General features: G+C 40.8%; 16 protein-coding genes. 6 read left to right on the forward strand and 10 right to left on the reverse strand.

Annotated elements, in window-relative coordinates:
- Positions 1-453: 453 nt before the first annotated feature.
- The gene (locus tag F9Y84_RS22595; protein WP_147390271.1) at positions 454-1,182 is read right to left on the reverse strand and encodes an NHL repeat-containing protein; all 729 of its coding nucleotides are present in this window, start codon (positions 1,180-1,182) and stop codon (positions 454-456) included.
- Between the two features lie 286 nt (positions 1,183-1,468).
- Here F9Y84_RS22595 and F9Y84_RS20435 point away from each other — a divergent pair, with 286 nt between their 5' ends.
- From F9Y84_RS20435 to F9Y84_RS20450, 4 genes are all read left to right on the forward strand, one after another.
- Positions 1,469-5,305: a TOMM system kinase/cyclase fusion protein gene (locus tag F9Y84_RS20435; protein ID WP_147390270.1), complete on the forward strand. Its 3,837-nt coding sequence runs from the start codon at positions 1,469-1,471 to the stop codon at positions 5,303-5,305.
- A gap of 10 nt (positions 5,306-5,315) precedes the next feature.
- Entirely contained in the window at positions 5,316-5,564 is a 249-nt protein-coding gene (locus F9Y84_RS20440) for a hypothetical protein (protein ID WP_125252815.1), read from the forward strand.
- 181 nt (positions 5,565-5,745) lie between these two features.
- The gene (locus tag F9Y84_RS20445; protein WP_147390269.1) at positions 5,746-6,684 is read left to right on the forward strand and encodes a hypothetical protein; all 939 of its coding nucleotides are present in this window, start codon (positions 5,746-5,748) and stop codon (positions 6,682-6,684) included.
- Positions 6,685-6,686: 2 nt separating this feature from the next.
- Complete coding sequence (locus F9Y84_RS20450) at positions 6,687-8,276, forward strand: hypothetical protein (RefSeq protein WP_147390268.1); 1,590 nt, start codon at positions 6,687-6,689, stop codon at positions 8,274-8,276.
- Positions 8,277-8,620: 344 nt separating this feature from the next.
- On the opposite strand, the gene F9Y84_RS20455 is transcribed toward F9Y84_RS20450, so the two are convergent.
- The 7 genes from F9Y84_RS20455 to F9Y84_RS20485 all read right to left on the reverse strand — a co-directional run bounded on the left by F9Y84_RS20455 (position 8,621) and on the right by F9Y84_RS20485 (position 19,009).
- Positions 8,621-10,804, reverse strand: coding sequence for an OsmC domain/YcaO domain-containing protein (locus F9Y84_RS20455; RefSeq protein ID WP_147390267.1), 2,184 nt, complete (start codon positions 10,802-10,804; stop codon positions 8,621-8,623).
- Between the two features lie 246 nt (positions 10,805-11,050).
- A complete protein-coding gene (locus F9Y84_RS20460) occupies positions 11,051-11,713 on the reverse strand; it encodes a hypothetical protein (RefSeq protein WP_147390266.1) in 663 nt (220 codons plus the stop codon).
- Positions 11,714-11,880: 167 nt separating this feature from the next.
- Positions 11,881-14,997 (reverse strand): efflux RND transporter permease subunit, encoded by a 3,117-nt coding sequence (locus tag F9Y84_RS20465; protein ID WP_147390265.1) that lies wholly within the window; start codon positions 14,995-14,997, stop codon positions 11,881-11,883.
- 11 nt (positions 14,998-15,008) lie between these two features.
- A complete protein-coding gene (locus tag F9Y84_RS20470) occupies positions 15,009-16,736 on the reverse strand; it encodes an efflux RND transporter periplasmic adaptor subunit (protein ID WP_147390264.1) in 1,728 nt (575 codons plus the stop codon).
- Positions 16,726-18,051, reverse strand: a complete 1,326-nt coding sequence (locus F9Y84_RS20475; RefSeq protein ID WP_147390263.1) for a TolC family protein — start codon at positions 18,049-18,051, stop codon at positions 16,726-16,728. The genes F9Y84_RS20470 and F9Y84_RS20475 overlap by 11 nt, the downstream gene beginning before the upstream one ends.
- Positions 18,051-18,524 carry a DUF411 domain-containing protein gene (locus F9Y84_RS20480; protein WP_125252807.1) on the reverse strand — a complete coding sequence of 158 codons (474 nt, stop codon included), beginning with the start codon at positions 18,522-18,524 and terminating at the stop codon, positions 18,051-18,053. The genes F9Y84_RS20475 and F9Y84_RS20480 overlap by 1 nt, the downstream gene beginning before the upstream one ends.
- Positions 18,525-18,640: 116 nt before the next feature.
- Positions 18,641-19,009, reverse strand: coding sequence for a hypothetical protein (locus F9Y84_RS20485; protein WP_225740810.1), 369 nt, complete (start codon positions 19,007-19,009; stop codon positions 18,641-18,643).
- 151 nt (positions 19,010-19,160) lie between these two features.
- Between F9Y84_RS20485 and F9Y84_RS20490 the strand changes: the two genes are divergently transcribed.
- Positions 19,161-19,769, forward strand: coding sequence for a hypothetical protein (locus F9Y84_RS20490; protein WP_128732171.1), 609 nt, complete (start codon positions 19,161-19,163; stop codon positions 19,767-19,769).
- An 865-nt stretch (positions 19,770-20,634) separates the two neighbouring features.
- Positions 20,635-22,110 (forward strand): hypothetical protein, encoded by a 1,476-nt coding sequence (locus F9Y84_RS20495; protein ID WP_147390262.1) that lies wholly within the window; start codon positions 20,635-20,637, stop codon positions 22,108-22,110.
- Positions 22,111-22,585: 475 nt separating this feature from the next.
- Here the strand turns inward: F9Y84_RS20495 and F9Y84_RS20500 are convergent, their stop codons facing one another.
- Both F9Y84_RS20500 and F9Y84_RS20505 read right to left on the reverse strand, forming a co-directional pair.
- Positions 22,586-23,308 (reverse strand): hypothetical protein, encoded by a 723-nt coding sequence (locus F9Y84_RS20500; protein ID WP_147390261.1) that lies wholly within the window; start codon positions 23,306-23,308, stop codon positions 22,586-22,588.
- 11 nt (positions 23,309-23,319) lie between these two features.
- Positions 23,320-26,040 (reverse strand): hypothetical protein, encoded by a 2,721-nt coding sequence (locus tag F9Y84_RS20505; RefSeq protein WP_147390260.1) that lies wholly within the window; start codon positions 26,038-26,040, stop codon positions 23,320-23,322.
- Positions 26,041-26,576: the final 536 nt, after the last annotated feature.

Genomic DNA, 26,576 nt, shown 5'->3' on the forward strand with positions numbered 1-26,576 from the left:
GATCAACTGCTTGTAACTCATGGTAACTACTCTTGTTTTTTGGCGATTACAGAGTACCACCAACAGGCAGTTGATCTCTCCTCACCGATTAACCATGAGTGGTGCACTTATTATCTGAATTCGGGAATAGCAAAATTTTTGCCTTGCCTGCACGGATGTGGGTTCCTTGGCGATAGCAGGACGCGGTAGCGGGGTTATCGACAAGGTTTTCTCGCCTCAAAATAGACCACTTAAGTAAGATAATTGGTATTACCTCTGCGCTTTAGTCAGGGGATGTGGTTTGGCTGAGTGGGATAGTTTTATCGAAAATAGCCTTGTTTGCCTTGGTTACATAGGGGAGGTTTCGTTTAATTAAAACGTTAATAGCGGATCTACAAATTTGCTTCTCCGCTACAACATTAATATTGCATCGATTATTGCTGGTATTAAAGATCTCTTTGACAGGGTTAGCGATTAATGGATTGCACGTAAGCTTTGGTCTTCTGAGTCCAAATACCAAAGGCGCTCACCTGATAAACCACCGCTGACCACTACTTTTTGATTACCATCTAAACTGGTAAACTTTTTACCTTTTGTAAATCTTCCTAAGCTATAGCCTCTCAGGAACATGCCATTGTTTCCAAACACTTTTATACGTGTATTGTCTGAATCCAACACATAGACCCTGTGGTGGCTATCTATCGTAATACTTCTTGGGCCATTAAGTTTATCTGTTTGATCATGGCCGAATTCGCCAAGTGTGTTTAGCACGTTACCGGAATAGTCCGTAACGATAACCTGGTGGCCGCCAAGTCTCAACCAGTAAACACTGCCGCTACTCGTATCAATTGCGAAATCATGTATCGGTATATCATCGCCTTCTGGAGTTGTAATTTGAGCGACTAAGTTCCCATACATATCAAATACATCAATAAAGCGGCTTAATTCGAAATATACAAACACTCTAGTGTCGTAGCGACGAATAATCTTTGCTTTCATCGTTACGTCAACACTTCCACCTGTTGGAGGGCTTATCTTTCTAACCGGTTCACTAATACCAAGTGACAGCAATTGCTCTCTCGATAATCTCGTGGAGTCAGCATTTGCTGCTATCAATTCATTTCCGGTCGCCATCGCAGGAAATGGTAGCACTGAAGCGGCTAATAACATCGAACTAGTATTCAAAAACGCTCTACGATCCACGAGCCTATCCTTTTGTTGTATTTATAGAAAAAATAATATATCAGCTTGGCAAAAAAACACAATTACTCTGTAATTACACAACATTACACGAACAAAAAACAGACAAGATTTAGTAAAAAAGAGTTCATAAATAAAAGATTACAGTATTTGGACTTGAAGTAACTAGTTTATAACCCATCACATCAGCCTGTTTAATTTTTTTAAATAATAGATAATCTCATACTAGACAAGTATTTACATTCCAATTAACCTATTACGTTAACATAGAATAAGAATTAGTAATCGTATGTCTCTGACTCAGTTTTCGGACAGCCATATTGTCGATGTCTTTCAGTCTGACAAGTATCAACTACTTGAAAAGATTGGGGAAGGTGGTTTTGGCAAAGTTTTTAAAGCTCGTCAATTAAATACAGGACAGTTCGTGGCACTTAAGTTTTTGGCATTAGAGCCACAACTTGATGTAACAAAAAAACAACGATATGCCGAGCGATTTAATCGTGAAACTCTGCTTTGTAGTCAGCTTAATCATCCAAATATTGTTCGATTATTAGATAAAGGACAATTAAATGAAAATTTAATGTTTGGTGTCTTTGAGTATGTTGAAGGGCAAACATTAAGAGACTATTTAAGTCAAAATGGCGCTATTGATTCTGTCTATACCACTGATATTATGTTGCAGGTTTTGGATGCCCTTATCCATGCTCATCAACAAGGTATTATTCACAGGGATATAAAACCCACAAATATTATGTTGAGCCAATCAGGGGCAAAAACCTATGCCAAAATACTCGATTTTGGTATTGGTACCCTAGCGCAAGAAAGTCGCCAGCATGATTTTGAGACGATTACCCTCACCCAAGAAACTCTCGGTACACCATCATATAGCGCGCCCGAGCAATTAAGGGGAGAGCCTGCATCAGCAAAGTCAGATCTGTATGTGTGGGGGTTGGTTTTTTTGGAATGTTTGACCGGTGTGCCAGCAGTAACCGGCACCAGTGTTGCGTCAATTTACCATAAACAACTCAGTGACGTACATATTCCTATCCCAAGCGCTCTGCTCGGTCATCCTCTGGCAGGTTTGTTAAGAAGAGTACTGCATAAAAGTGCACTAGAACGTGTCATAACAGCAACAGAGGCGTTTTCAGAGCTCGCTCGAATGAACGTTTCCAATCTAGTCGGTGTGCTTAGCGACGTAAAGGCACAACACGGTTACGATGAAACAACAATAATGATCCGCGATGACGATCCAGATCATCGCGCAATTCAAGAGTATACGGCACTTACTGAGCGTAAACAGCTTACGGTTTTAGCGGTACGCTTAAGTGTTAAAGCGCTCGACAACCATGATAAAGACTACGATGTGATTGACACAGTTTATAAGTCTCAACGTAATCACTTTATCGATATTGCCACCCGCTACGGTGCCTACCATGTTGGGAACTTAGCCGATACTTGTCTTTTTTATTTTGGTTACCCCGTAAGCAGTGATAATGATGCACGCTTGTCTGCGCGCACAGCGCTAGAAATGATAAGCGAACTTGCCAAACGAAATGCATTGATGCAAGAAGCGCACAGAGTCTCACTCAATGCCCATATTGGTATTCATAGCGGAGTATTTATTACTTATGCCAACGCTGTTCCTGAAGGCCATCATGCAAATATTGCCGCAGCACTCTCTCGCGAAGCTGGCGAGCGACAAATTTTATGTAGTGCAGAATCGCGCTCACTCCTAGATGCTTTTTCAGAGTTTAACCTGTACGGCCAGTTACAAATTGGCCCATTGTTCGAGCTAACTCCAGTATACAATTTACAGGGTGAACGTCGCGTCGAAGCGTTTGGCTTTATGCGCGGTACTAAAAATAACCATGAGCTAGTTGGTCGCCATGCTGAGCTTGAGCAAACACTGTCACTCATTAATACAGAAATTGAGGGCGAAACACGTATTGCGCATATTCATGGCGAAGCTGGTATAGGTAAATCTCGTTTATTACAAGAGATCCGTGCTAATGCTCCACAATACCAACACTTGGTCGCTCAATGTTTGCCTGAGCATCAAAACAATGCCTTATACCCAATACTTAACTTAGTAAGGTATCTATTTAATACAGATCAGCTTGATGCCCATTCAGCAAATACCGTATTTAGCTACGTGTTATCAAGCATTGACAGTGAGCTTGATTTGACTCAGGCCATTCCTGTACTGCTTGTTTGGCTCAATATTTCTCTTGGTGATGATATAGCACCTTCAACTCTCGCACCTGATGAGCAAAAACAAGTGTTATTTAAAGGGTTATGTGCATTATTGCTGTCAAACCGCCATGGGATAAGTAAGTTTAAGCTCTATATTATTGAAGATATTCATTGGGCAGATAATACAACCTTAGAGTTTTTACATCATTTTGCGGGCGCATTAACGTCTGGCAATGTACTACTGAGTACATCGCGCCAAGATGTACCTAGCCAGTTAAAAGATTTAACCTTAGTCGATGTTTGTTTGAAAAAGCTAACGGCCAAAGCGACCGAGGACTTTATCATTAATCTATTTGACGGTCGCCAAGTCTCTGAACAAGTGCTTACTGTACTCACTAGCCGTACAGATGGGATCCCACTTTTTATTGAAGAGCTGGTCAACATGCTAAAGCAGAAAGCACTGGTTGGAGATAAAGGCGGAGTCATCGACTTTTTGGCACCTGATAAATTGGAGCAAGTTCCAACCAGCCTAAGAGAATCACTGCAACAAAAGCTCGACAACCTTCATCATGCCAAAGAGACAGCGCAACTGGCGGCAACCATCGGCCGAGAGTTTGAATACAATTTACTTATTGCTACATCATCCTTAAGTGAAAGCCAAATTCAAAACGACTTAAATGAGTTAATGGCTAACGATCTTATCGTGCATCAACGTCGTGTTGATAACGATAGCTACATTTTTAAACATGCTTTGGTAAGGGATGCTGCCTATGAAAGTATGGGTAAGCATGAATCATATGCACATCACATGAGTATAATTGAAGTACTCAACAATACAGGAATGAGCCAAAAGCAGCCCCTACTTACAACCCATCATTTAGCAAAAGTGGGAGATCATAATGCGGCTGTTGAATTATTACTAACATCAGCAAAAAGTGCTGCTGCCATCTACTCTGTCGCAGAGGCCAGTATTTACTATGCAGAAGCATTAAACTTCTTTCAAAATGGGTTAATTGATAACCAGCCTTTACTCCATAAAATTAAAAATGCGCTTGCTTCATCACGGGTTGCATACAATGGTTGGCTAGACACGTTGGCTAAAAAGCACGTGCTTCAAAATATCAGTGAACTCGCCACAATTTTAGACCCTAAAGAGCGCTTCATTACGATGAGAGGTGAATGGCTACACGCCTACGCTACCGGTGATATATTAAAAGCTCATAATATTGGATTACAGCTGCACGAAAACAAAAACGAATATCCACCTCACCAACACCCAGTGATCTTCGAGCTTTTATCGCAATCCTACTTTTCGCTAGGAGAGTTTGACAAAGTAATTGCGCTTGTCGATACGTTACCAAAAGAGGGCTTCTTCGATAATAGCTCTCAAGCCATAACTGATAATTACGGCTTTTGCTCTGAACTCACTTGTATTGCTTTTAAAGCGCTATCACAGTTGCTCACTGGTAAGGTTGATTTGGCACAAAGCGCCATGAACGATTTAGCTGAGCTTTCCAAAAATATTAATATAAATGACATTAGCTCAGCAACAAATGGGATATGGGCGTGGTTTAAACTAATACATGCTTCAATACAAAAAGATTCAGCTAATTTTAAAAAATATCAAGATGAAGCAAAAAATTACTCATCAACAGGGGTAAGCCTTGCAAAAAATTCAAATAATGTTGGCTGGTTGGGTTATAATAACATGCTCAACTACTTAGCTAATTTAGATAATATAGATAGCTTACAAGAATTCGAAGAAAAAATATCAAGCTTTGCTGGATATCGTTCACATCGTGCTTTTTATTATTACTTTTTATATAAAGTATTACAATTTAATAAAAACACAATGAAAGATGACGCTTATAACGAATACTTAAATGATAAGGCTAGTACTAAAACCTTATATCTTCAAAACTATGAAAATTAGGAAATGAAAAATGAGTGATAATACAACACTACCAACTGGTTTAATCTCTTACATCTATAATGTAACTAACGATGAAGCTTTGAAGCAACGAGCGACCGATAACTTGGCCGAAGTGATGGCAGAGTTTGATTTAACAGCAGATCAAAAACGCATTATTACTGAAATTTCTTTAGAAACTGGATTAACAGATGATCTGTGGGATCAACTATCAGCAGAACTAAGACCTGAAATTCAGCACACTATCAAAACAATTTGGTAATACATAGGAGCAGCGGGTGATTTTTTTATCTTAATCAAGCGTGTATTTTTTGTAGTGTGTCCCTGTCAGTAATAAAGGTTGAGTTATTTATTTTTTAAATAATCAATCTCTAATACTGTTGACATCATACACAAAAAACAAACCAAAATTAAGTTAAATTGGCATTTCACCCGCATTCATCATGAAATATAGTAAAAGTGAGCTTTACAGCATTGCACTTGATAGTGAGGTTCAACATCTCAATAATACCGTATTAGAAGAGCTTCAGACAATTGTCAGTGAAATCCCTGAAAATATACACGCTATATGTTTTGAAAAGAGAATTGATCAGTTTGAAGATCCTGTTGATTTTTTAGTATGTTATTACTGCTCTCCTCATAATTTAGATAGCGTTTCATCCTATATAAATCAAAAAAACCCAAATAAATACGCCCTAAGAATAAATGACTTTATAAGTAATAGGAAGCACTCCCCTGCTTATAAACTAGTAAATTTAATATGGTTTAGCTTTGACTATGAAGAGGGTCGATATAGCACAGTCCCAACATTTTGTGTAAGTACACAACATTGTCAGTTTTCTGACTTTAGCCTATTAAGCTCATTTATAATTAACGCATCTGAGATTTTAGCTCCTGAGTTTTTAAATAAAACAAAAGAGTTACTTCCTAGTTTAGAATGCACTAGGATAAACCACTTCAGTTTTACATTTGGCAGAAAGGAATTTAGAGCTAAATTCGTTTTTAAATTAGAAACTTTAAGACTTCCCAGTCTACTCAAAGATCTTGACTGGAAAGGGAACTTGTATCTACTGGAACAGTTATTAAATACTATTGTTCATATATCAGATGAGATACAAGTGGGGCTTTCTTATTCAACGGAGTTGTCAGAAAAGATTGAAATTGAATTACCTTGGATAACAAGCCTTGACGAAAATTATCTAAAAGATAGCTTTTTGAGCTCGCTAAGAAAAGTAACTGAAAAAGAATTAAGCACGAATTTAACTCCTTGGCTCAACCTAAAAGTACAGACTGGTTACTATATAAAAATAACCCTTACCTCAGCATCAGAACTTAATATCAAATCATATTTATATTCTTCACCTTATAAAAAAAGGAAATAATCATGAAAAGTGTAATAGCGAAGCTCTCTTTACTATTCGTAAGTACTGGTACTTTTGCTACTGAATACAGCATTTTTCCAGATTGGCTAGTCAAAGATGAATGCACATTAACAGAGCCATTTCCTTTTCCAAACGACTTGACTCAGCTAAAACCCTACCCGCTTGACGCATACAATAAATTAGTGAAGTCGTGTGAAGAGTTAAAACCTGTAAAGCCTAATGAATCGCAGAAGCTTGATTATTTGGATCACCGATACGCACTATTTTCATGGCTGAGCTTTACCGCGCTAAACAGGCAATTGGACGAAAACTATAAGCTCACGCAAGATAATCTAAAAGTGTGCGCTGCCGATTCAGGCGCCAACTGCCCGCTTCCACTTTGGATAAACTGGCGTGAAACCGAGACTATTTTCACAGCAGATGCAGCGCCTCCGAAAAACTGGGAAATATCCAAAAACTTCGCCATGATGCAGCCTTTATCTGCTGTGGAACAAGTTGCGCCCAAAAATACACCGAAAAAGCAGGCAATTTTAACTGACCAAAAAAACAACCCCGTATATTACCAGAAGTTCGTTAGTCCCTATGTATTCAATTTTATTACCAAAAATAAACTGTATAGCATAGATGGCCAAATTGAATTTGCGAATAACCCAACTTATAGTTGGGCATGCAAAAGCCAGAGCGCGAGTAGCATGTGCATCAACATGAATACGATTGGCTTTTTAGCGTGTTCCAGTGGTTCCTCATTACCCACTTGTAACTTGCCACAAGACCTGACCAATTTTGACCCTAAGCCGCCAGGCCTTGCTATCGAGATAAAGGTAGCGTGGAAAATACTCGATGAGTCTGATGATCCGAGTAAGTACATTCGCGCAACACTGCCCGTAAAACGCTACCACCAAATACAAAGTGGTGAAACAGGCTCATTTAAAGTCGAAGAACAAGAAGTTGGCGTAGTTGGATTTCACATAATGCAGAAAACCGGCACATCTAGTAATTGGATTTACGCAACCTTTTCACATCAGGATAATGTTTGGGGCAACTCTCCAACCTTTTTCGATAAGCAATGTCCAACATGCGCAATCAATCACCCAGTAGGAGGCACTAAGCCTACTCAAGTGGTTCGATTGGAACAAATATCACCGGTTGTTGAAAAAGTGAATCAGCATATTTCTAAGCTATTCAAACAAGAAAACGCTGTTCTGCAATATTACAAACTAATTGGTACGCAGTATTCAACTAATAACAGCAGTAAGCCAATGACTGATATTAATGGCCAACCAAGTGATACAATTGAAACCAAGCTCACCAATTATTCAGGTGGATTGCCCCACCCTGTTTATCTAACTAATGAGGTGATTGAGACATTTTTACAACTAGGAAATCAGCCATTAGGTAAACAAGAAGCGCTTTATTATAAAAGCTCCTCTTGTATGAATTGTCATGCGGCAGGCGGGATCGCAACCGACTGTGATAAGAATACCGGCAAACCGATATTTACACCACGTACAGCAGACTTCTCTTTTATATATCAAGATGCAAAGGCAAAGTTTAAAGAGCAAAACTGTATCAAAGAGGAGCAGTCTAATTAACCTGAGGTTTGGATAAGGAATGTTCCAACTCATTGTTGTTAAGCCACAACTTAGTTTTTTCCTTGTCTAGCCAGAGAGTTTTAGGGAAAACGAGGCGAGTTTATGCACCAATAGCTGGCTATTGGAAGTGAGTTCAACGCAGTTAGCGCTAAAACTGGCTGCTAGAAAGGCATTAATTATCCGCAGCTCAGGTTAATTAACCTGAGGTTTGGGGTTAGCTGATGTGTATTTCTGTGAGCTGTAATGAGCACTTGTGGCTTCAACCGCATAATGCTCAACAGTCCGTCAAACTATAAAGCAAGATAGCAGTCATGCTATCTTGCTTTTACTTTAAAAAGTAAAGATTAGCGCTGTGCTAACTTTCCTCTTGCTGTATGAAGCTTCTTGTAACTCTCAATAAGACGCAGATGCTTGTCTAACCCTTCTAACTTCATGTTAGTAGGCGTTAAACCATAAAATTTCACATCGCCATTAATTGAGCCAATAACTGCATCCATCACCTCTTTACCAAACATACGAGTAAAGTTGTGAATGTAATCCTCTATTTCTAACTCGTCATCCAATGCAATTTCGAGTGTGGCGTGCATTGCTTGGTAGAATAAGCCTCGCTCAACGGTGTTGTCGTTAAACTGCAAGAAGGTTTCCACCAGTTCAATAGCCGCTTCGATATCACCAAGCGCTAGATAAATCAAAATCTTAAGCTCTAGAATAGTAAGCTGACCCCACACCGTATTTTCGTCAAACTCAACGCCGATAAGGGTGATAATGTCGATATAATTATCAAGCTGGCTGTCTTCTAAGCGCTCAACCAAGTCAGCTAATGCTTCGTCATCTAGTGAATGAATGTTAAGAATATCTTCGCGATATTGCAGTGCTTTATTGGTATTATCCCAGATCAGATCTTCGGCTGGATATACTTCAGAGAATCCCGGAACTAAAATACGGCAAGCAACGCCTAAATCTGTGAACTCCGCAATATAAGCTTCTTTACCTAACGCCTCTAGAATGCCAAATAACTTATCGCATTCTTCTTCATTAGTGCCTGTAAAATCCCACTCAACAAAGTCGTAGTCGTGCTTTGCACTAAAGAAGCGCCATGAGATCACGCCCGTTGAATCGATAAAGTGCTCAACAAAGTTCTCCGGCTCAGATACTGCCATGCTGTTAAACGTAGGTTTTGGTACATCGTTTAAGCCTTCAAAGCTACGCCCTTGCAACAGCTCGGTTAAGCTTCGCTCAAGCGCTACTTCAAAACTTGGATGCGCCCCAAAAGAAGCAAACACACCGCCTGTTTTTGGATTCATTAACGTGACACACATTACAGGGAATTGACCGCCAAGAGACGCATCTTTAACCACAACTGGGAACCCTTGATCCTCAAGTCCTTTGATCCCTTCAACAATACCTGGATATTTAGCAAGTACAGACTCTGGTACATCAGGCAACACAATTTCTTGTTCGATAATTTGCTTTTTCACCGCACGTTCAAAGATCTCAGATAAACACTGCACTTTGGCTTCAAACAGATTATTACCAGCACTCATCCCATTACTTAGGAATAAGTTCTCTATTAGGTTTGATGGGAAATATACCGTTTCACCATCTGAATGGCGGGTATAAGGAATAGAACAAATGCCGCGCGCTACATTACCTGAGTTTGTATCAACAAGGTGTGAGCCACGTAATTCACCTTCTGGGTCGTAAATTTCGCGGGTGTAATCATCTAAGATTTCGTTAGGCAGCGCATCATCAGCACCTGGTGTAAACCATTTCTCGTTCGGATAATGAACAAATTCAGCATTGGCAATTTCTTCGCCAAAGAATTGGTCGTTATAAAAGAAGTTGCAGTTTAAACGTTCAATAAACTCGCCAAGTGCTGAGCAAAGTGCACTCTCTTTGGTTGCCCCTTTACCATTAGTGAAACACATTGGCGAAGCAGCATCACGAATATGCAGTGACCAGACGTGTGGCACGATATTACGCCATGATGCAACTTCAATCTTCATACCCAAGTCAGACAGGAGCTTGGTCATGTTTGCAATCGTTTGTTCAAGCGGCAGATCTTTACCCAAAATAAAAGTACTATCGCTTTCACTGGTATCAACCATCAGCATTGCTTGAGCGTCATCCTCTAGGCTCTCAACTGCTTCTACTTGAAATTCCGGCCCAGTTTGAATCACTTTTTTCACGGTACAGCGGTCGATTGAGCGCAAAATACCTTGGCGGTCTTTTTCAGAAATACTTTCCGGTAACTCAACCTGAATTTTAAAAATTTGGTTATAGCGGTTTTCTGGATCAACAATGTTATTTTGCGCTACGCGAATACCATCTGTCGGAATATCGCGAGCATTACAATACACCTTCACAAAGTAAGCTGCACAAAGCGCTGAAGACGCTAAAAAATAGTCGAATGGGCTTGGTGCTGAACCATCGCCTTTATAACGAATGGGCTGATCTGCAATGACAGAAAAGTCGTCAAACTTGGCATCAATTCTGAGATTATCGAGGTAATTTACTTTGATTTCCATTGGAAGGTTCCGGTGTGTTGCAATCGAAAACGTTCATTGTACTTGAGGATGCAAGGCCACGCCAATGGAAGTTACATCTAGAGATCATCTCATGGCAATAAAAAACGATGGACAAAGGTAGTTAACTGAGCTTCGGATCATTGTGATTAAACACACTTTGAGGCACCCAGGTCTGATAGCGTGACTCAGCAAGCCACATGCTAATTCAGCCTGAGATTTAAAAATAATAAGCTAACTCAGATTGACTTATAAAGCCGCAAGTAAGTCTCGCTGACTTACCTTACCCAGTTTAAGCTGCTCATAAGAGTCATAGATAGCTTTTTTACTGTCTTGCAGGCGCTCAGCAACATCTTCGCCTTCAAGCAGCGCTGCTTGCGCGGCTTCCAGTCGGTCTTGCATATCTGCAATAATAGCTGTTAACTTCGCTTTATCTGACTTGAGTAGTGTACTGTCCTGATCCACTTTTTGCTCAAGCATAGAAAACAGCTCAGAGCGCACAGAAATAGTTTTATACTCTTTAAAATCTAACCCTAAATGGTTGAATAACAGAGCTTGATTCATTTCCTCTGGTGCAATCTCTACTTCTATAGGCATTTCCACAATATTCGTCATCATTTCGCGATACATCTCAATGTTATATTCACGACTGCCGACTTTATGGCTTGAGCTGACTAAGGACTCATGGGCTATTTTTTCAGCTTGCTCAAAATGCTTGACAAGATAAATCGATTGCGGATTGTTCGACGTCTTTTCTTGAACCGCTTTTGCAGCTGCCATAAAAGAGTTTGTTTCCGAACTTTTTGCCACGGGGTTGGCAAATCCTTGACCTTCTATGGTGTTGTTACTCGCATCACCAATTTGTTTACGCGAACTATACACTGGCGAATACGCTGAATTTTGAATATACATATACACTCCTTGGTAATTGACACACTTATAAAGCAATAAGTGCGCCAAGGAAATGTGGTTAAGATTTTAGCCTCTTAACCACAGTTCCCGGCTCTTGTAGCTAAAAGTTTGCCGTTCACCCCCCCCCTCATATTAGCGCACTTAAGGCAAACTTTTTCCGCTACCGATTAGCCAGCCACTTTCTCCCTCCAGCGGATCATCAGCATATAAACTGCTGGTAACACAATCAAAGAGAGCAAAAGTGCACTAGCCATCCCACCAACCATAGGCGCAGCAATGCGACTCATTACTTCAGAGCCTGTACCTGAGCCGTAAAGGATAGGTAATAGTCCAATGATAATGGTCGCCACTGTCATCATAACCGGGCGAATGCGCTTACCCGCCCCTTCTAAAATGGCGTTATTTATAGCCTCAGGAGTCATAATCTGTTGTTTTTCTTTCAGCTCACTTATAGCTTGATTGAGATACACCAGCATTATTACCCCTATTTCAACCGCGACACCTGCCAGTGCAATAAAACCGACCCCAACCGCGACAGAAAAGTTAAACCCCTCTAGGTATAGTAACCACAGCCCACCTATCATGGCCATTGGTAACGTTGCCATGATAATCGCTACTTCACTCAACCTTCTAAAGTTTACATAGAGTAGAACAACGATGATCCCAAGTGTAAGTGGCACCACATAGGCTAATTTTGCTTTCGCACGTTCCATATATTCGTATTGCCCTGCCCAGCTGATGGAGTAGCCTGCTGGCAGCTCCAGCTGTTCATTCAGCACTTGCTTAGCCGTGTCCACGTAACTACCAATGTCTACCCCATCTAAGTCAATAAATGTCCATCCGTTTATTCTCGCGTTTTCACTTTTGATACCGGGCGGGCCATTTTCAATATAAATGGTCGCAACGTCACCAAGGGCAATATTCAGTCCTTCAGCCGTCACAATCGGGAGCTGCTTTAACGCTTCAGGGGAATTTCGTAAGTCTTGAGGGTAGCGTAAACTCACCGGATAGCGCTCTTGGCCTTCCACAGTTTGCGTCACGTCCATCCCGCCAATTGCAGTTGCGACGACCTGTTGCACATCAGCAATGTTTAACCCAAATCGCGCGGCCTTATCACGCTGAATATCAATTTTAACGTAACGTCCGCCAGCTACCCGCTCTGAATAGACAGAGGCAGTGCCCTCTACTTTGTTCAGTATGCGCTCAATGTCCTGACCAATACGCTGAATGGTATCTAAGTCTGGACCTGCTACTTTTATGCCCACTGGCGTTTTTATTCCCGTTGCGAGCATATCAATACGGGTTTTAATTGGCATTACCCAAGCATTGGTCAATCCGGGGAATTGTACGAGTTTATCAAGTTCAGCTTTTAGTTTTTCAGTGGTCATCCCCTCACGCCACTGGTCTTTGGGTCTTAATTGAATAAAGGTTTCAATCATAGTCAATGGTGCAGGGTCGGTGGCCGTTTCCGCGCGGCCAATCTTACCAAAGACATTTTTGACTTCTGGCACAGTCGCAATCAGCTTATCCGTTTGCTGTAGAATTTCTCTCGCTTTGCCAATGGAAATACTTGGATAAGTGGTTGGCATATACATCAGATCCCCTTCATCCAGTGGCGGGATAAACTCACTCCCGATTTTATCCATCGGATAGAATCCCACTATGGTAATTGCGGTAGCAGCGATAAGTGTAAGCTTCGGAAAATGTAAAACTTGCCTCAACAATGGCGTATATGCGCCAACCAAAACTCGATTTACGGGGTTTTTGTGTTCAGGAACAACCTTGCCGCGAATAAAGTAGCCCATTAAAACTGGAATAAGGGTAATAGCAAGCCCCGCCGAAGCGGCCATCGCATACGTTTTAGTATACGCAAGTGGGGCAAACATACGTCCTTCTTGCGCCTCTAAAATAAACACAGGTAAAAAGCTCACTGTAATAATCAACAAACTAAAAAATAGTGCAGGCCCTACTTCTGAGGCTGACTTTGCGACAATTTCCCAGCGGTTTTCATCGTTGAGCGGCGTTTTCTCCATGTGCTTGTGCATGTTTTCAATCATCACGATTGCGCCATCTGTCATCGCCCCAATCGCTATGGCTATGCCACCAAGGGACATAATGTTGGCATTCACCCCTTGAAAGTACATCACGATAAAAGCAACCAATATCCCCAGTGGTAGAGTGACCACCGCAACAATAGAGGAGCGAATATGGAATAAGAATACAACGCAGACTAACGCCACCACCATTAGCTCTTCGAGCAACTTGGACCAAAGGTTATCAATGGCTTTGCTGATAAGCTCAGAGCGGTCATAAACGGTCACCACTTCAACGCCTTCCGGTAAGCTCTTTTGCAACTGGGCCAGCTTTTGTTTAACACCCTCTATGGTATTTTGCGCGTTTTCACCAAAGCGCATCACCACCACTGCACCAACAACTTCTCCCTCGCCGTTAAGCTCCGCTATACCACGGCGCATTTGTGGCCCAATATTGACCGACGCAACATCCGCAATCGTTAGTGGAGTCCCCTTAACGGCTTGGCCTAGTGGTATTGCTTCAATATCTTTAACACTTTGAATATATCCTGTGCTGGTTACCATGTATTCAGCTTCAGCCATTTCAATAACAGATGCCCCTGACTCTTGGTTTCCACGCTGTAAAGCCTGCTGAATATGGGTTAGGGGAATGCCATAAGCACGCAGTTTATTGGGGTCAACCTGTACTTGATACTGTTTAACCATACCGCCAATTGGCGCAACTTCAGATACACCAGCAACCGATTGCAGCTCAAATTTTAAAAACCAATCTTGCAAGCTGCGTAGCTGACTAATATCGTGCTTACCGGTTTTATCTACTAACGCATACAGATACACCCAGCCCACGCCCGTAGCATCAGGCCCCAGTTGCGGCTTTGCTGCTTCAGGTAATTGCGGTGCAACTTGACTTAGATACTCAAGTACGCGACTACGTGCCCAATAAAGGTCTGTTTTGTCATCAAAAATAACGTACACATAGGAGTCACCAAAAAAAGAATAGCCCCTTACCGTTTTTGCACCAGGCACGGAGAGCATTGCCGTGGTGAGTGGAAACGTTACCTGGTCTTGTACTACTTGTGGTGCTTGCCCAGGGTAGGGGGTTTTTACAATGACTTGAACATCTGACAGATCTGGGATCGCGTCAACTGGCGTATTTTTTAAGGTAAATAGCCCAATACCAACCGTCATTAAGGTCAGCAATACCACAAAAAAGCGGTTATACACCGACCAACGTATGATAGCTTGGATCATAATACGCTCTCCTAGTGGTCTGTATGTGTATTTACTGACATCTCATCAGCAGCTTTAATGTCAGTAACCACAAATTCGTCACCTACTTCAAAGGTGAAGCTAATTGCCATCCCTTGTTTCAGTTGACTTAAATCAAGATGATGAGCGGCCACAAAATCCATCGTCGTCGCTGGGCGGTTCCACTTTTTGATGGCGTCGCGAGAAATATTCAACACTCGGGTATCAATATCAATGGCATTGATCACACCACCGACAGTTGCACTAGGTAGTGTATCAATATCCTCGCTGCTGTCGGACATAATATGAATAACGGTGAGTAATACACTGCCATCGTCTTGTTTTGTCGCTTCGAAGTGCAAAACCTGTCCTGCATTTAGTGCGTCAATATTAACACTCTCAGCCACTGTAAAATCCATCACCATTTCGGGCCATTCCCACTCAGGTACAGGTTGATGATCGATATTCACTACGCGGCTTTGATAGTTCACGCGTTGAATTTCTCCTTCAATCCAAACAGACTTAGCCTCAGCAACTGGCGCCATACGCATAAAGTCAGAGTTAATGCTAGATTGGGAATCAATCAAAAAATGGGCTGACGTAACGATTGTGTCTCCTTCGTTAAGACCATTGAGGATTTCAATGTTTTCACCACTGACTTGCCCTAGTTCAACAGCAACTGATTTAAAGCTACCGGGTGCAACTTCAACGACAACACGGTTTTGTTTGGCTGTACGGATCACCGCTTCACTTGGCACTTGTAATACCTGATCACGAGAATCTGCATGAATCGTTACTTGCGCAAACATATTTGGCTTTAATAACGCATCACTATTGTCAAATCTGAGCCTGACTCTGAGTGTTCGTGTTTTTTCATTGAGTGAGGGGTAGACATAATCAACTTGCCCTCGCCACGTTCTGCCGGGTAAAAAGTCTAACCTCATGGAAACTGCTTGTCCCTGAGCGACCAGCATTGCATCACGTTCAAATACGTCAGCTTCAACCCAAATCTCGTCTAGTTTGGCAATACTCATGAGTGTTGTACCTGGCTTTACATAAAACCCCTCTCGGATCTGTAGACCGTCGAGTACCCCGGACTGGCGAGCATAAAAAGTAATGCTTTGATGTACTTCGCCAGTGCGTTTTAGTGTACTGATAAATTCCTCACTTAAATGTAACGCCTTAAGACGCTCCTGTGCTGCACTGACAAGTGCTTTATTATTGCGTTTACGTGCAATCATATACTCCTCTTGCGCATTCACAAGCTGAGGAGAATATAGTGTGTAAAGTGGCTCACCTTGTTTTACTGCCTCTCCCGCGGCTTTCACATAAAGCTTTTCAATCCAGCCTTCAACTCGGGGATGGATGTGTACCAAGCTATCTTCATTGTATTGGATATAACCCACTGTCTGAACTTGATAAGACATCATATCCCGACTTACCAGTGCTTTGCGAACCCCCATATTGTTTTCAACATGGGGGGCAATCTCCACAACCCCCTCACCAAAGGCAGCATTAGAGCTCTCCTCTTCATATACAGGGATCAAATCCATGCCCATTGGAGATTTACCTGGCTTATCACGGCGATAATTGGGATCCATGGGAGCAACCCAGTAAAGTGGGGCCTGCGCCTCATTCGTTGCAATCTCTTGCTCGCCATTTGTAGATAGAGTCAAACCAACAAACATGCCAAATGTTAGAGTAACTACCCCAACTAGTATTAGCTTAACGTTACTGTTCATGTGTGGTCTCCTTGGCAACTTGGGTCAAATAGTAATTACTGCGTACTACCGCCTTGAGCAAGGCAATATCTATAGCAAGCGCCGATAATTGCGCGTTCAATTTGGCAATACGCGCCCTCACTACTTCAGCAAAGTCACCATCGTCATTTGTATACGCTGTCAACGCGGCTTCTGCTTGCTCTGCACTTTGTGCCACAATCGCCTTTTCGTAAAGGGAGCGGCGCTGCTGCAAACGTTGAATTGACTGAATTTCACCGTTCAAATTCGCAAATAGTTGCTTTAACACTATCAAGCGATCGGTCTTAGTCGCTTCAAACTCCGCAATAGCTGCGGCCTTTGCTTGATCTTGTTTACTATCAGTGAAGAGTGGCAGATCAAACGAGACACCCACGCTAAAAAAGTCAGAGCGTGACATTTGATTTGGCGCGTCATCACGAAAGGCATAACTTGCGTTCAAAGCAAACTGCGGTTTATAAGCTTGTTCAGCTAATTTAATACCTTGTTCTGCTTGATAGGTCGTGACATCAGCAGCAACGACTTGTGGGTGTCGTGCTAAATACTGCACAAGCGTTTGGCTGTCACCATGACCTTCACGCAAAAACTGAGGTGCCAAAAAGGGGATCTTAGGTAACGTAATGTGGTCTTCAATAGATATTGGTAGTGTTTTTTTATTGTACAGAGAATCATCTAGTAACCATTGCTCAAGTTTTGCTTTGGCGGTATTAAGTTGTTGAAAAGCCGCTGAACGTTTATCGTCGAGCTGCATAACCTCGAGCTGTGCTCTGATGACATCTTGTTGACGAGTCGGCCCAACCGCATTAGCGTAACTCGCGTTTGCGATTTCAACCATCTGTTCGAAAAGCACGCTATCGCGTTCAATTAACGATAACGTTTTCTTTGCCTGTACCATATCCAACCAAAGAAGAGAGACATCACGACGTACCTGAGCTTGTCGGTCTAGTTGTAATATCGGCTGCTTATTCGCATTAAGTTTTAATTGCGTACTTTTGATTTCAAGACTATCTCCACGAGGGAGCATTTGCATGACACCCACTTTAAGTTGGGTCATGCCCTCTTGGTTAAACTCCCAGCTATCGACTGGTAAATTCATTGTAGCGACGCTTACTTGTGGATCTGGGTAGCTTAGCGCCTCACGACTCATGGACAACATCGCAGAACGTCGATGATTACTAGATTTAAGCCAAGGATCGTGTTGTATCGCTACTTTTATTGCATTTTCCAGTGTCATTGTATTTGCTCGCAGCGAAGCAGAAAACACAATAGCTGCAAACAGGACACAGATGATTACTTTCATTAGAACTGTTCCTCATAGCGACTCACTTCAGCAAAAACCTCATAGCTGCCATCTTTTTTTAGTAACAACACTTGGAATGGCATAAATCGCTCTCCCATTTCCATGCCCACAGAGCCAATTGGCATTGCTGGTACACTTAACCCAATGTTATTGCTGTCTTGTGTTAGCGTTTCATCTTGTAGAAAGCGCTTGATAAACTTGGCAGGTACATGACCCTCAAATACAAAGCCATCTTTAGAAACACCAGTATGGCAAGACTGATAATTTTGTTTGATACCAAATTTGTTTTTAAGCGAGCCTAAATAATTTAGATCTGTCGCCTGGTGCGAAATACCTTGAGCGGTGAGATGGTTGAGCCAAAGCTCACAACAGCCACAAGTTGGGGATTTAAATACTTCTAGTTCAATATGGGATTTACCGTATGCCACAGCACTCATTACCCATAGCACCAACATTAGAAAAAGTTTTCTCATGCTAACCTCGCACATGATTCAAAGCACAAAAGCCTTGAAAATTACATTATGAAAAACACCACCTGATCCGATGGATAGATATAAATCAGTATAAAAAAGGCAGATCTGCCCTGTGGCTAGGCGATTATCGGTGGCTTATAAAGAGATTGAGGGTAAGTACTTAGCTGCCCGCTTACAAAGTTAAGTTTATCGCTGTGTAACGCGATCAGCGCGAGCCATTCGTTTAAGGAAAAAGCAGCTAAATTTGTTGAGCACATGTGTGTTGGACAGGTGCATTCATTGCACTGTGTAGCGCTTTTAGGGTCACAACAGTCCATCTCTGCGCTCATCATTTGATGATGTTCAGACTGCGTATGTTTGCTGTGAGTTTTTGCTTCGTTATTTGTACTGTGCATTTCACATGCTGCCATAGACGCAGCAGCGCTTTGACCACTAAGAGTAGCCACCACGAACAAGGTGATAAGTATGCGTAATATTAGCTGCAAAATGCTTTTCCAAGTCAATAACATCGCAATGATAAAAATCAATGTGAAGAAATGCAAGCAAATCACGCTTTACGGATTATTATTTTCTTTCATCATTGATATACTCTGCGCTCATTACACAAGCATTACTCTGGATCAAGGATAAGAATATATGAAATTAGTTACCCTTGCTGCGACATTGGCTTTGACGACTTCCAGTGTCGTAACCGCAGCCGACTTTGGTGAATTTGGCATATCAATCTATGGTGGTGAATCATTCAGTAGCGATATTGAAACTTCGCGTCACCAAAAGTACGAACTAGAGGATGATTCTCATTTTGGGATCAGTATCGATAAGTATGTGCCACAAGGCCGTTATGGCTTTTATTATGGTACAACCGAAACTCAGCTAACAGCCTACCCACTCAACAAAGTTGAAATGGAGTATTTGTTTTTTCAAAGTGCTGTCGTACGACCGCTTACTGAAAACCTCGATGTCTACCTTGGTGCACAAATTGGTGCTACCTTTGTTAATCCTAACTTTATCGACTCAGACACATTCTTTGCTACAGGTCTTTATACTGGTTTAGAGTATGATGTAGGTGCCGGTTTTCATTTTGGAGCGCAAGTACGTTGGATAGCAACAATGCTTAACAATGGCTCGAAAGTTACTTGTGATCTTGACCCTGCGACAGAAAATACCTGTAGCTGGCACTTTGATGATGAGCTGATGAGACAATACCATGCGAGCGCAACACTGAGTTATCGATTTTCTCTATAGCGAAGCTTTAAAAGAGGAAGTGCGCCTTTGATACCAAAAGGAAGCTTCCTCTCGTGCCAACACCCACTGTAGTTCGGGTTCTCCTGACCTCAATACATCTCACTTTTTCAGACGGTGTAAGGTTGAATGTTCTTAAAAGCATTGCCATTTCAAAATTTACTCAGGGTACAGATCGAAGAACTGAAAGAGCATGTGAAAACCTAGCTTAAAGCCTAGTTCTTAACCAAACCAGGGCGGTGATCTTTGTTTAACAAAAGATACTCTATCTTGGTTTTGGTCTTGGTACAAATCAAGACCACTAAGAACCAAAAAAGTCCCATGATAATCTAAAAAAAGCAGCTTTCCTTCTCTTATCCTCATTATAGATGTGAAATTAGCTATTTAAGCAGTCAACGGCTATCTTCAATAAATGAGCAATGCCCGCTTAATATTAGAGTGGACCACACTCCTCGGCTGAATTAAGGAATAAATAAGATCGAATTGATTACTCGCTATGGTTTATTTAAAAGATTAAATAAAAAACCACCAAAAAGATCAAAAACCGAACAAACCAATCATTCAAAATAAATCATCATTAAAATTTTAAAACCTAAATAAAAAACCCAAAAAGATCAAAAATCAAACAACTCAACATTTTAAAATAAAAAATCATTAATATTTAAAAAAACGCGAAATAAAAATTAAAAAATAAATGTTAAATAAATCAAATACCCACAACCAGCATGTTAAAAAATATCAACCAAAAAAAATATACAAACAAAAATATTGATATAATCCAATTAATTAAATAATATACCCACCTCATTTTATGCCCCTATTGTTTGTAGGGGTTTCAGTTCGTATTATTTTTATTAGGGAAGGAAAGATGCGTTCATTTATCAAGCAAAACATTTCTAAAAAATCTCTTCTAGCTTGTGCAGTATCACTTGCACTTATCGGCTGTGGTGGTAGTGACAACGACAATAACACGAACTCACAAATAGATAATGGTAACAGTGGAAGTGTTAATAATGATACCAAGGCTGGTACAAAAACCATCACCGCAATCGATGGTTACCTAATCAATGCTGTAATTTGTAACGACACTAACAATAACTTAGTGTGTGAAGACGAAGAAGTACTGAAAACACAAAATAGTAAAGGCGAAACTGTTAACCTAGTAACCAATGCTAATGGTCAAGTTGTGGTTACTGAAAATGTCAATGTATTAGTTAAAGCCGTTGCAGGACAAACAGTTGATGCAGATACCAATGAGGTAATTAAGCAAGGTTATACCCTCGCCTCTCATTCCGACTCAGATATCGTATCTCCGTTTTCAACACTTGCATCTTTGAATAGCATGAGTATGGAAGCTCTAGCAGATCATATTGATGTAGATGCTGATGTTATTAAATCAGACTTTGTCGCAGCAAAAGCAATTCAAAAAACTTCAGAAGATGCGAAAGAAGCTCACTTAGTAGCCCGCTCTGTAGTTCGTTTACTACCTGAAGATTTATCGCAGCTGCTTGGTAACGCTTCACACAACGAAGCTCTATTAAGTGATACGGTTACTATTTCTAACATTGCAGATGATGTCGCACTTGACAATATCGATAACCTTATCATCGAAAAAGATGAAAGCGGTTTTTTTGTTTCTGATACCACAAAGAATGATAATGATGAGGTCACTCCTGAGCCAGAACCGGCTCCAGCCACTTTACAGACGACTTTAGAGCAAGGTAACGGCCAATGGTACTCGGGTTCATTTAATAGTGAGCTGCTAAATGATGAAACTGTTGAGCTATTCACTTTCACTAATGGCACGGTTTCAGCAGGTGCAAGCACATTTAGCTATACAATCGAAGGCAACACAATTATTGCTGAAGGTGAAAAGACCCATATCATTTACTCTTCTGACTCCCTAATTTTGGGACTAGATCCAGAAGCACAGGATATGGTCTTCTTTGCAAAACATTATGATTTAAGCCGAGAAAATGCAGCTGCATTTTCCGCTGAAGCCCTATCAAATCAAACACTTTATGCTGTAATGGATGATAATGCTTCTGGCTACCAATCGCCTGAGCCAATGCTTATTAAACAAACGTTTAAATCTGACGGTAAAGTCGTTTTTGAGTCCATGCTTAACAACGAAAGCTTTGAAGGTACGTGGAGCGTGAATGACGCTGGCGTATTGATTGTAGTCTCGGTTGATGAAGGCAATACAAAGACTGAGCATTACTATCGTAGTAAAAGCACTGCTGATGTATATTTAGTTAGAGCAGAGTTAAACCATACTTTACCAATGGTTGTCACTACAAATTACGAAACAGCTAAAGCGATTTTTGATAAGTTTGTATTTTAATTAAGCTCATCAGTATTCCTTACTAAGCACTAGCCAAAAGGCATCCTTAGTTTGACGACCCTTTTTTACGGGGTCTACTAGCTTATACTTAACCTGACAGTCACCACTTTGAAACGGTGTCTGTCAGTTTCCGTAGGTAATTACACCAATACACTTTCAGAGTGCATAGCAGCTACCCCTAACTGGTTCGAGAAGTAACTCATAATATCTCTGTCACTATTTTTCATCAGTCAAGAGTAACTCTGACGACCATTGCCTTTCCGCTCTCGATAACTCGCACACTGTTTTCTCAGTTTGACATAATCACTATCGAATATCGATGTGAGTTAAGACGCAATGTTACTTCAATGATTGCACACATCCACTGTTTTTCTAAGTCTCTTTAAAATGGCATGACTAATAAAACTATTAGGGTCTCGCTTTTATTCCTTTGTCAGTAGGCAAAAATGCCAACACAGCGAACTTACCTGTTAGATTAACCGTCTAACTCATCCCAAAAATTAGCTTTCCTGTTGTGTTGAAAGTCATCGAGTGTTTGGTAGCTATTAGAACCAACTGAGCCATAATACATCTCTAAATTACACAGTGTTTTAAACGACAGGTGATGCGCTTTGATATTAAAACATACAGTTTCAATATCTAATTCCTTCCATTTAGCAAGTAATGATTTGTGAATAAAGAAAGTGTCAGAGTGCCTTTTTAATAACATTCGAATAATAAGCCGTTTGGACACTGGAATATTTTCAAATCGCAACCTTGCACGCTCATGGAAAAAAACTTTATGAAACGACAGCGCGGTAAAACCCGTTCGTTCATCTCCTGCGGCATCAACAATGGTTGCAGAGGTTCGAGTCACCCCTAAAATAGGAGAAAATTCCACCCCTTCTAAAAGATCGTTGCGGAGCATTAGAGAGCTATCTCCCCAGCAACTAGATATTTCTGGTAACCTAAGCGGTTGATGTCCCAGCGACTGCTTTATATATCCAGCTTTATCGGTTTCACAATCCACGCCAAAGCGCATAGGCTCATCCCCTAAGTAAAGCTGAGGCACTTGTTCACCCTCGTCTACAATAGGTCGCCATATAAAGTCGTATTCACTCAGCCACATATCAGGATCATCTTCTGGCCCATAAACCTCACCGAAGCGAATTAATTGTAATGGTAAGTATTCACTAAGGATCCCTTGTAAATCATTCATCGCCTCACTCCTCAGCGCAAACTTGATACTTTTTCAGCAAGTGTCGTATAAAATGCCTGCCATGTTTCTATCCAATCATCCGTAAGCTCATCAACATTAAGCTCTGGATCATGTCGCATCTCAAAATCTGCACTACCATTTGTGAGGTAATGATCAAAGAATAACTGTTCCGCAACTTTCTTTAAGACCCTATTACCTCTTGTCTTATGACTACACAATAGTTTGATAAGGCGCAGCTGCACCTGTTCATCTGGCTCTACCAATATTTGTGGTAAAATACGAGTACTATATTTACTGTAATTTTCAATGTGGAGGTCGTACTTTTTAGTGTCAGAATAGTGACCAAAATAACGCTGGAATTCAGAGAAGATAATGACACCTGATAAATAATCAGTAACCGCTTTTTGTAATGTTTTAGCCCGAGCTTGGTAACTTTCAAATTGCTCAGCCAGAACAGTAAGCTTATCCAGATCAACTTGATTATCCAAAATAATATAGTGACTAGCCCAAGAAATGCTATTTGACCCAGAGCAGAATGTGACCCCATCTGTTTTAGCAACAAGTATCAATGATTCAACATCATATAAAAATATCACAAAGTTTACGTCGTTTTTGATGGTTAGTACTTGTTGATGTAGTGAAACTGGTAACTCAAATTTTTCAGGTAAAAATTCAATATGATCACTAAACAGCAGCTCTTTTTGATTAAAGTAAGTAGCAATAAAGTCATCATCAAAATATAAAGTTGAACTAATCAATGCTTCAATCATGTTTTCACGCTGGTAAATCAAGGGTGTTGTCACTTTCGGCGCTAAGCGATAGACGTCAAGATAAAAATAGTCCTTCGTGGCTGGCGTCACTTTAGCCAGCGCTTTATCCCACCTTTCTCGGTCTGACTTTTTCATTTTGACGTACTGCTTAACCAGCTTCTCATACCATTGAATGTCATAACCCTGCGCTAGTCGAACTTCAAATGTCAATAAGTCATATGTATCAACATTCACTTGCTGTAAATTAGCCAAGATTTGCTTCTTTTGTTCTGGTTCACCAAATGAACCTAAACGCTTCAATTGCAGCCCAATGAAGCAACTCAAGGATGCTTGTGGCGCTATTTTCAGCGCCATTGCAATTACTTTTCTAGTAATAATGTTTGGCTCACTTAATTCAAGCCAATAACAACTAGCAAGCACAGCTTGAAAATCACTAATACTACTAAACAATTGGGTATGTGGTTGTGCTGTATGCTCTGTCTTATGCGCATCTAGTCCAGTATCAGGCGCGAGATTTTTAGCTAATCGATCGATACACTCGGTATCAATACCTTGTTTTTCAGAGGTTAACCAAGCAACAAAAGATTCTGGTAATTTACAATCATGCGCTATGTCCTCTTCAATTTTTTTAAGTACTTGCTTGGTTAATGAATCATTAATTAACTGCCTTAATGCTTGAGTGCTCTCGTCATTTATCGCAGATAATTTATCTTGATAGAGTAAAATACATGCTAGTAATAGCCGGCTTGATGGTTCTGTTCCCAGCCAATTTTCGGGGTTTACAGCTTGCCGATTACTTTTGAAAAGTTTTGTAATTTCGCACCACTGTCGATACGAAGCAAAATGGTAGTCTTCTAACTTATCGAGCAGTTCCAAAATTTGTTGTTTTAATTTTTCAGAGACACCGTCTGTGGATATTTCGATCTCTTGAATAAAACGAGCTTGATAAGCTTCTGCGCTCAGGCATGCGGTGTCCTGATCTTCAACGAGTAATTCGTAGAAATCATCAGACCATGATTGCTGATCGAAAAGGTGATAAAAAATATCCAATATACGTAAGAAACAAGCCTGTTTTGCTTCTTTTTTACTTTCGCTCTCTAATAACTCCTCAGTAAGTTCACTTATCGCTCGATAAAAATATTGCTGAATTTCATTTTGCTCTACAATAGTGCTATGGCGAAGCGTTGACATAATATAATTATAAAATTCAGGTGCATATCGACATGCATGAGGTAACAGCAAAACATGGTCAAGATCAAGCAACGCATGTGACCGAACTAATTGCTCCTTCCCTTTCCCAGTTTTTACATATGCCCATAATGCGGAACCAGATGGAAGGGATTCTATAAATATTTTCACTATCGATAGGGTTGGCGTGATTTCAAATCCTAACTGACGCTCGTCCTGACAGCCAAAGCCGAGGAACTTAGCCACACTTGCGAAAAAACCATCACGTGTCTTTTTCTCAGCGTTATCAACTGAAGAAGTCTGCTGCTCCGGTTGTTGGTAATCTGCAATTCCAGGCCAATTGGCTTTATCACGGAAGTCATTCAACGCGGCCCCAACATTATCAGAACTATTTTCAATTAACCCTTGAAGTTGCTGAATGCACCACCGAAATGTTTCTTTGGGATTTGATAAACAATTATGGCGAAACACAGATAAAAACGTCGTAATATCAGCGCTGACAGCAACAGCTACTACTTCATCAACAAATACTTGTATCGTTGTCGGATCACAATAACAAAGGAAAAAGTGTGTATTTTCTGATACCGCGAGGATATCAGAGTGTGAGATCCCTTCAGCTTGAAGAATATTATGCAGGGTATTATGACACCATTGCGCGGTATGATTTGTAGTAATAAATACTAAACAAGGGTCGTCATAGCTATCTAACTTTTGAAATTGAAGCCGAACAGCTTCGGTAAACACCGGGGGGTCAAAAACGCATTCCATCGACATAGATACTCGAATATTTTAAGTAATAGACCGTATAAATACACAGGCAATATAAAGAGAATCGCGATTATACACATAACAAAAGTCGCAGTAAAAGTTAGAATACCGATACTTTTGGATTGTATTGAACTCGATTCCCCAAATACTAACTTTCACATAAAGTGGCGATAAATCCTAAGTTTGAGGAGCGTACTTGTGAGCTATCATTAGAATTGCTGTTTCTAACTAACTGAGCTGCGTATAATTAATGCCTTTTTAGAGCGCTAACTGAGTTGAATTCACTTCCAATAGACAGCCCCCAGGATGTAGGTACCTTAGCGAGAGCAGGACGCGGGAGCGGTGTTTTCCCTAAAACTCTCTGGCTAGACAAGGAAAAAACTAAGTTGTGCTTTAGCTGAATTAGTTCAGACTTGATCTGACATTTCGATTTGAAAAATTGAGAGTTACCCGTTTTGATAAAGGTGTCGAATCTTTGTTCAAAACAACTAAGGAGTAACTCTCATGTTACATACTAACAATCCAATCATTAAACACAAAGC

This window comes from Pseudoalteromonas peptidolytica (assembly GCF_012641745.1).
Taxonomy (GTDB): domain Bacteria; phylum Pseudomonadota; class Gammaproteobacteria; order Enterobacterales; family Alteromonadaceae; genus Pseudoalteromonas; species Pseudoalteromonas peptidolytica.

Coding starts and splice junctions, on each gene's coding strand:
- F9Y84_RS20435 (WP_147390270.1), top strand. CDS start 1,469: ATGTCTCTGACTCAGTTTTCGGACAGCCATATTGTCGATGTCTTTCAG.
- F9Y84_RS20440 (WP_125252815.1), top strand. CDS start 5,316: ATGAGTGATAATACAACACTACCAACTGGTTTAATCTCTTACATCTAT.
- F9Y84_RS20445 (WP_147390269.1), top strand. CDS start 5,746: ATGAAATATAGTAAAAGTGAGCTTTACAGCATTGCACTTGATAGTGAG.
- F9Y84_RS20450 (WP_147390268.1), top strand. CDS start 6,687: ATGAAAAGTGTAATAGCGAAGCTCTCTTTACTATTCGTAAGTACTGGT.
- F9Y84_RS20455 (WP_147390267.1), bottom strand. CDS start 10,804: ATGGAAATCAAAGTAAATTACCTCGATAATCTCAGAATTGATGCCAAG.
- F9Y84_RS20460 (WP_147390266.1), bottom strand. CDS start 11,713: ATGTATATTCAAAATTCAGCGTATTCGCCAGTGTATAGTTCGCGTAAA.
- F9Y84_RS20465 (WP_147390265.1), bottom strand. CDS start 14,997: ATGATCCAAGCTATCATACGTTGGTCGGTGTATAACCGCTTTTTTGTG.
- F9Y84_RS20470 (WP_147390264.1), bottom strand. CDS start 16,736: ATGAACAGTAACGTTAAGCTAATACTAGTTGGGGTAGTTACTCTAACA.
- F9Y84_RS20475 (WP_147390263.1), bottom strand. CDS start 18,051: ATGAAAGTAATCATCTGTGTCCTGTTTGCAGCTATTGTGTTTTCTGCT.
- F9Y84_RS20480 (WP_125252807.1), bottom strand. CDS start 18,524: ATGAGAAAACTTTTTCTAATGTTGGTGCTATGGGTAATGAGTGCTGTG.
- F9Y84_RS20490 (WP_128732171.1), top strand. CDS start 19,161: ATGAAATTAGTTACCCTTGCTGCGACATTGGCTTTGACGACTTCCAGT.
- F9Y84_RS20495 (WP_147390262.1), top strand. CDS start 20,635: ATGCGTTCATTTATCAAGCAAAACATTTCTAAAAAATCTCTTCTAGCT.
- F9Y84_RS20500 (WP_147390261.1), bottom strand. CDS start 23,308: ATGAATGATTTACAAGGGATCCTTAGTGAATACTTACCATTACAATTA.
- F9Y84_RS20505 (WP_147390260.1), bottom strand. CDS start 26,040: ATGTCGATGGAATGCGTTTTTGACCCCCCGGTGTTTACCGAAGCTGTT.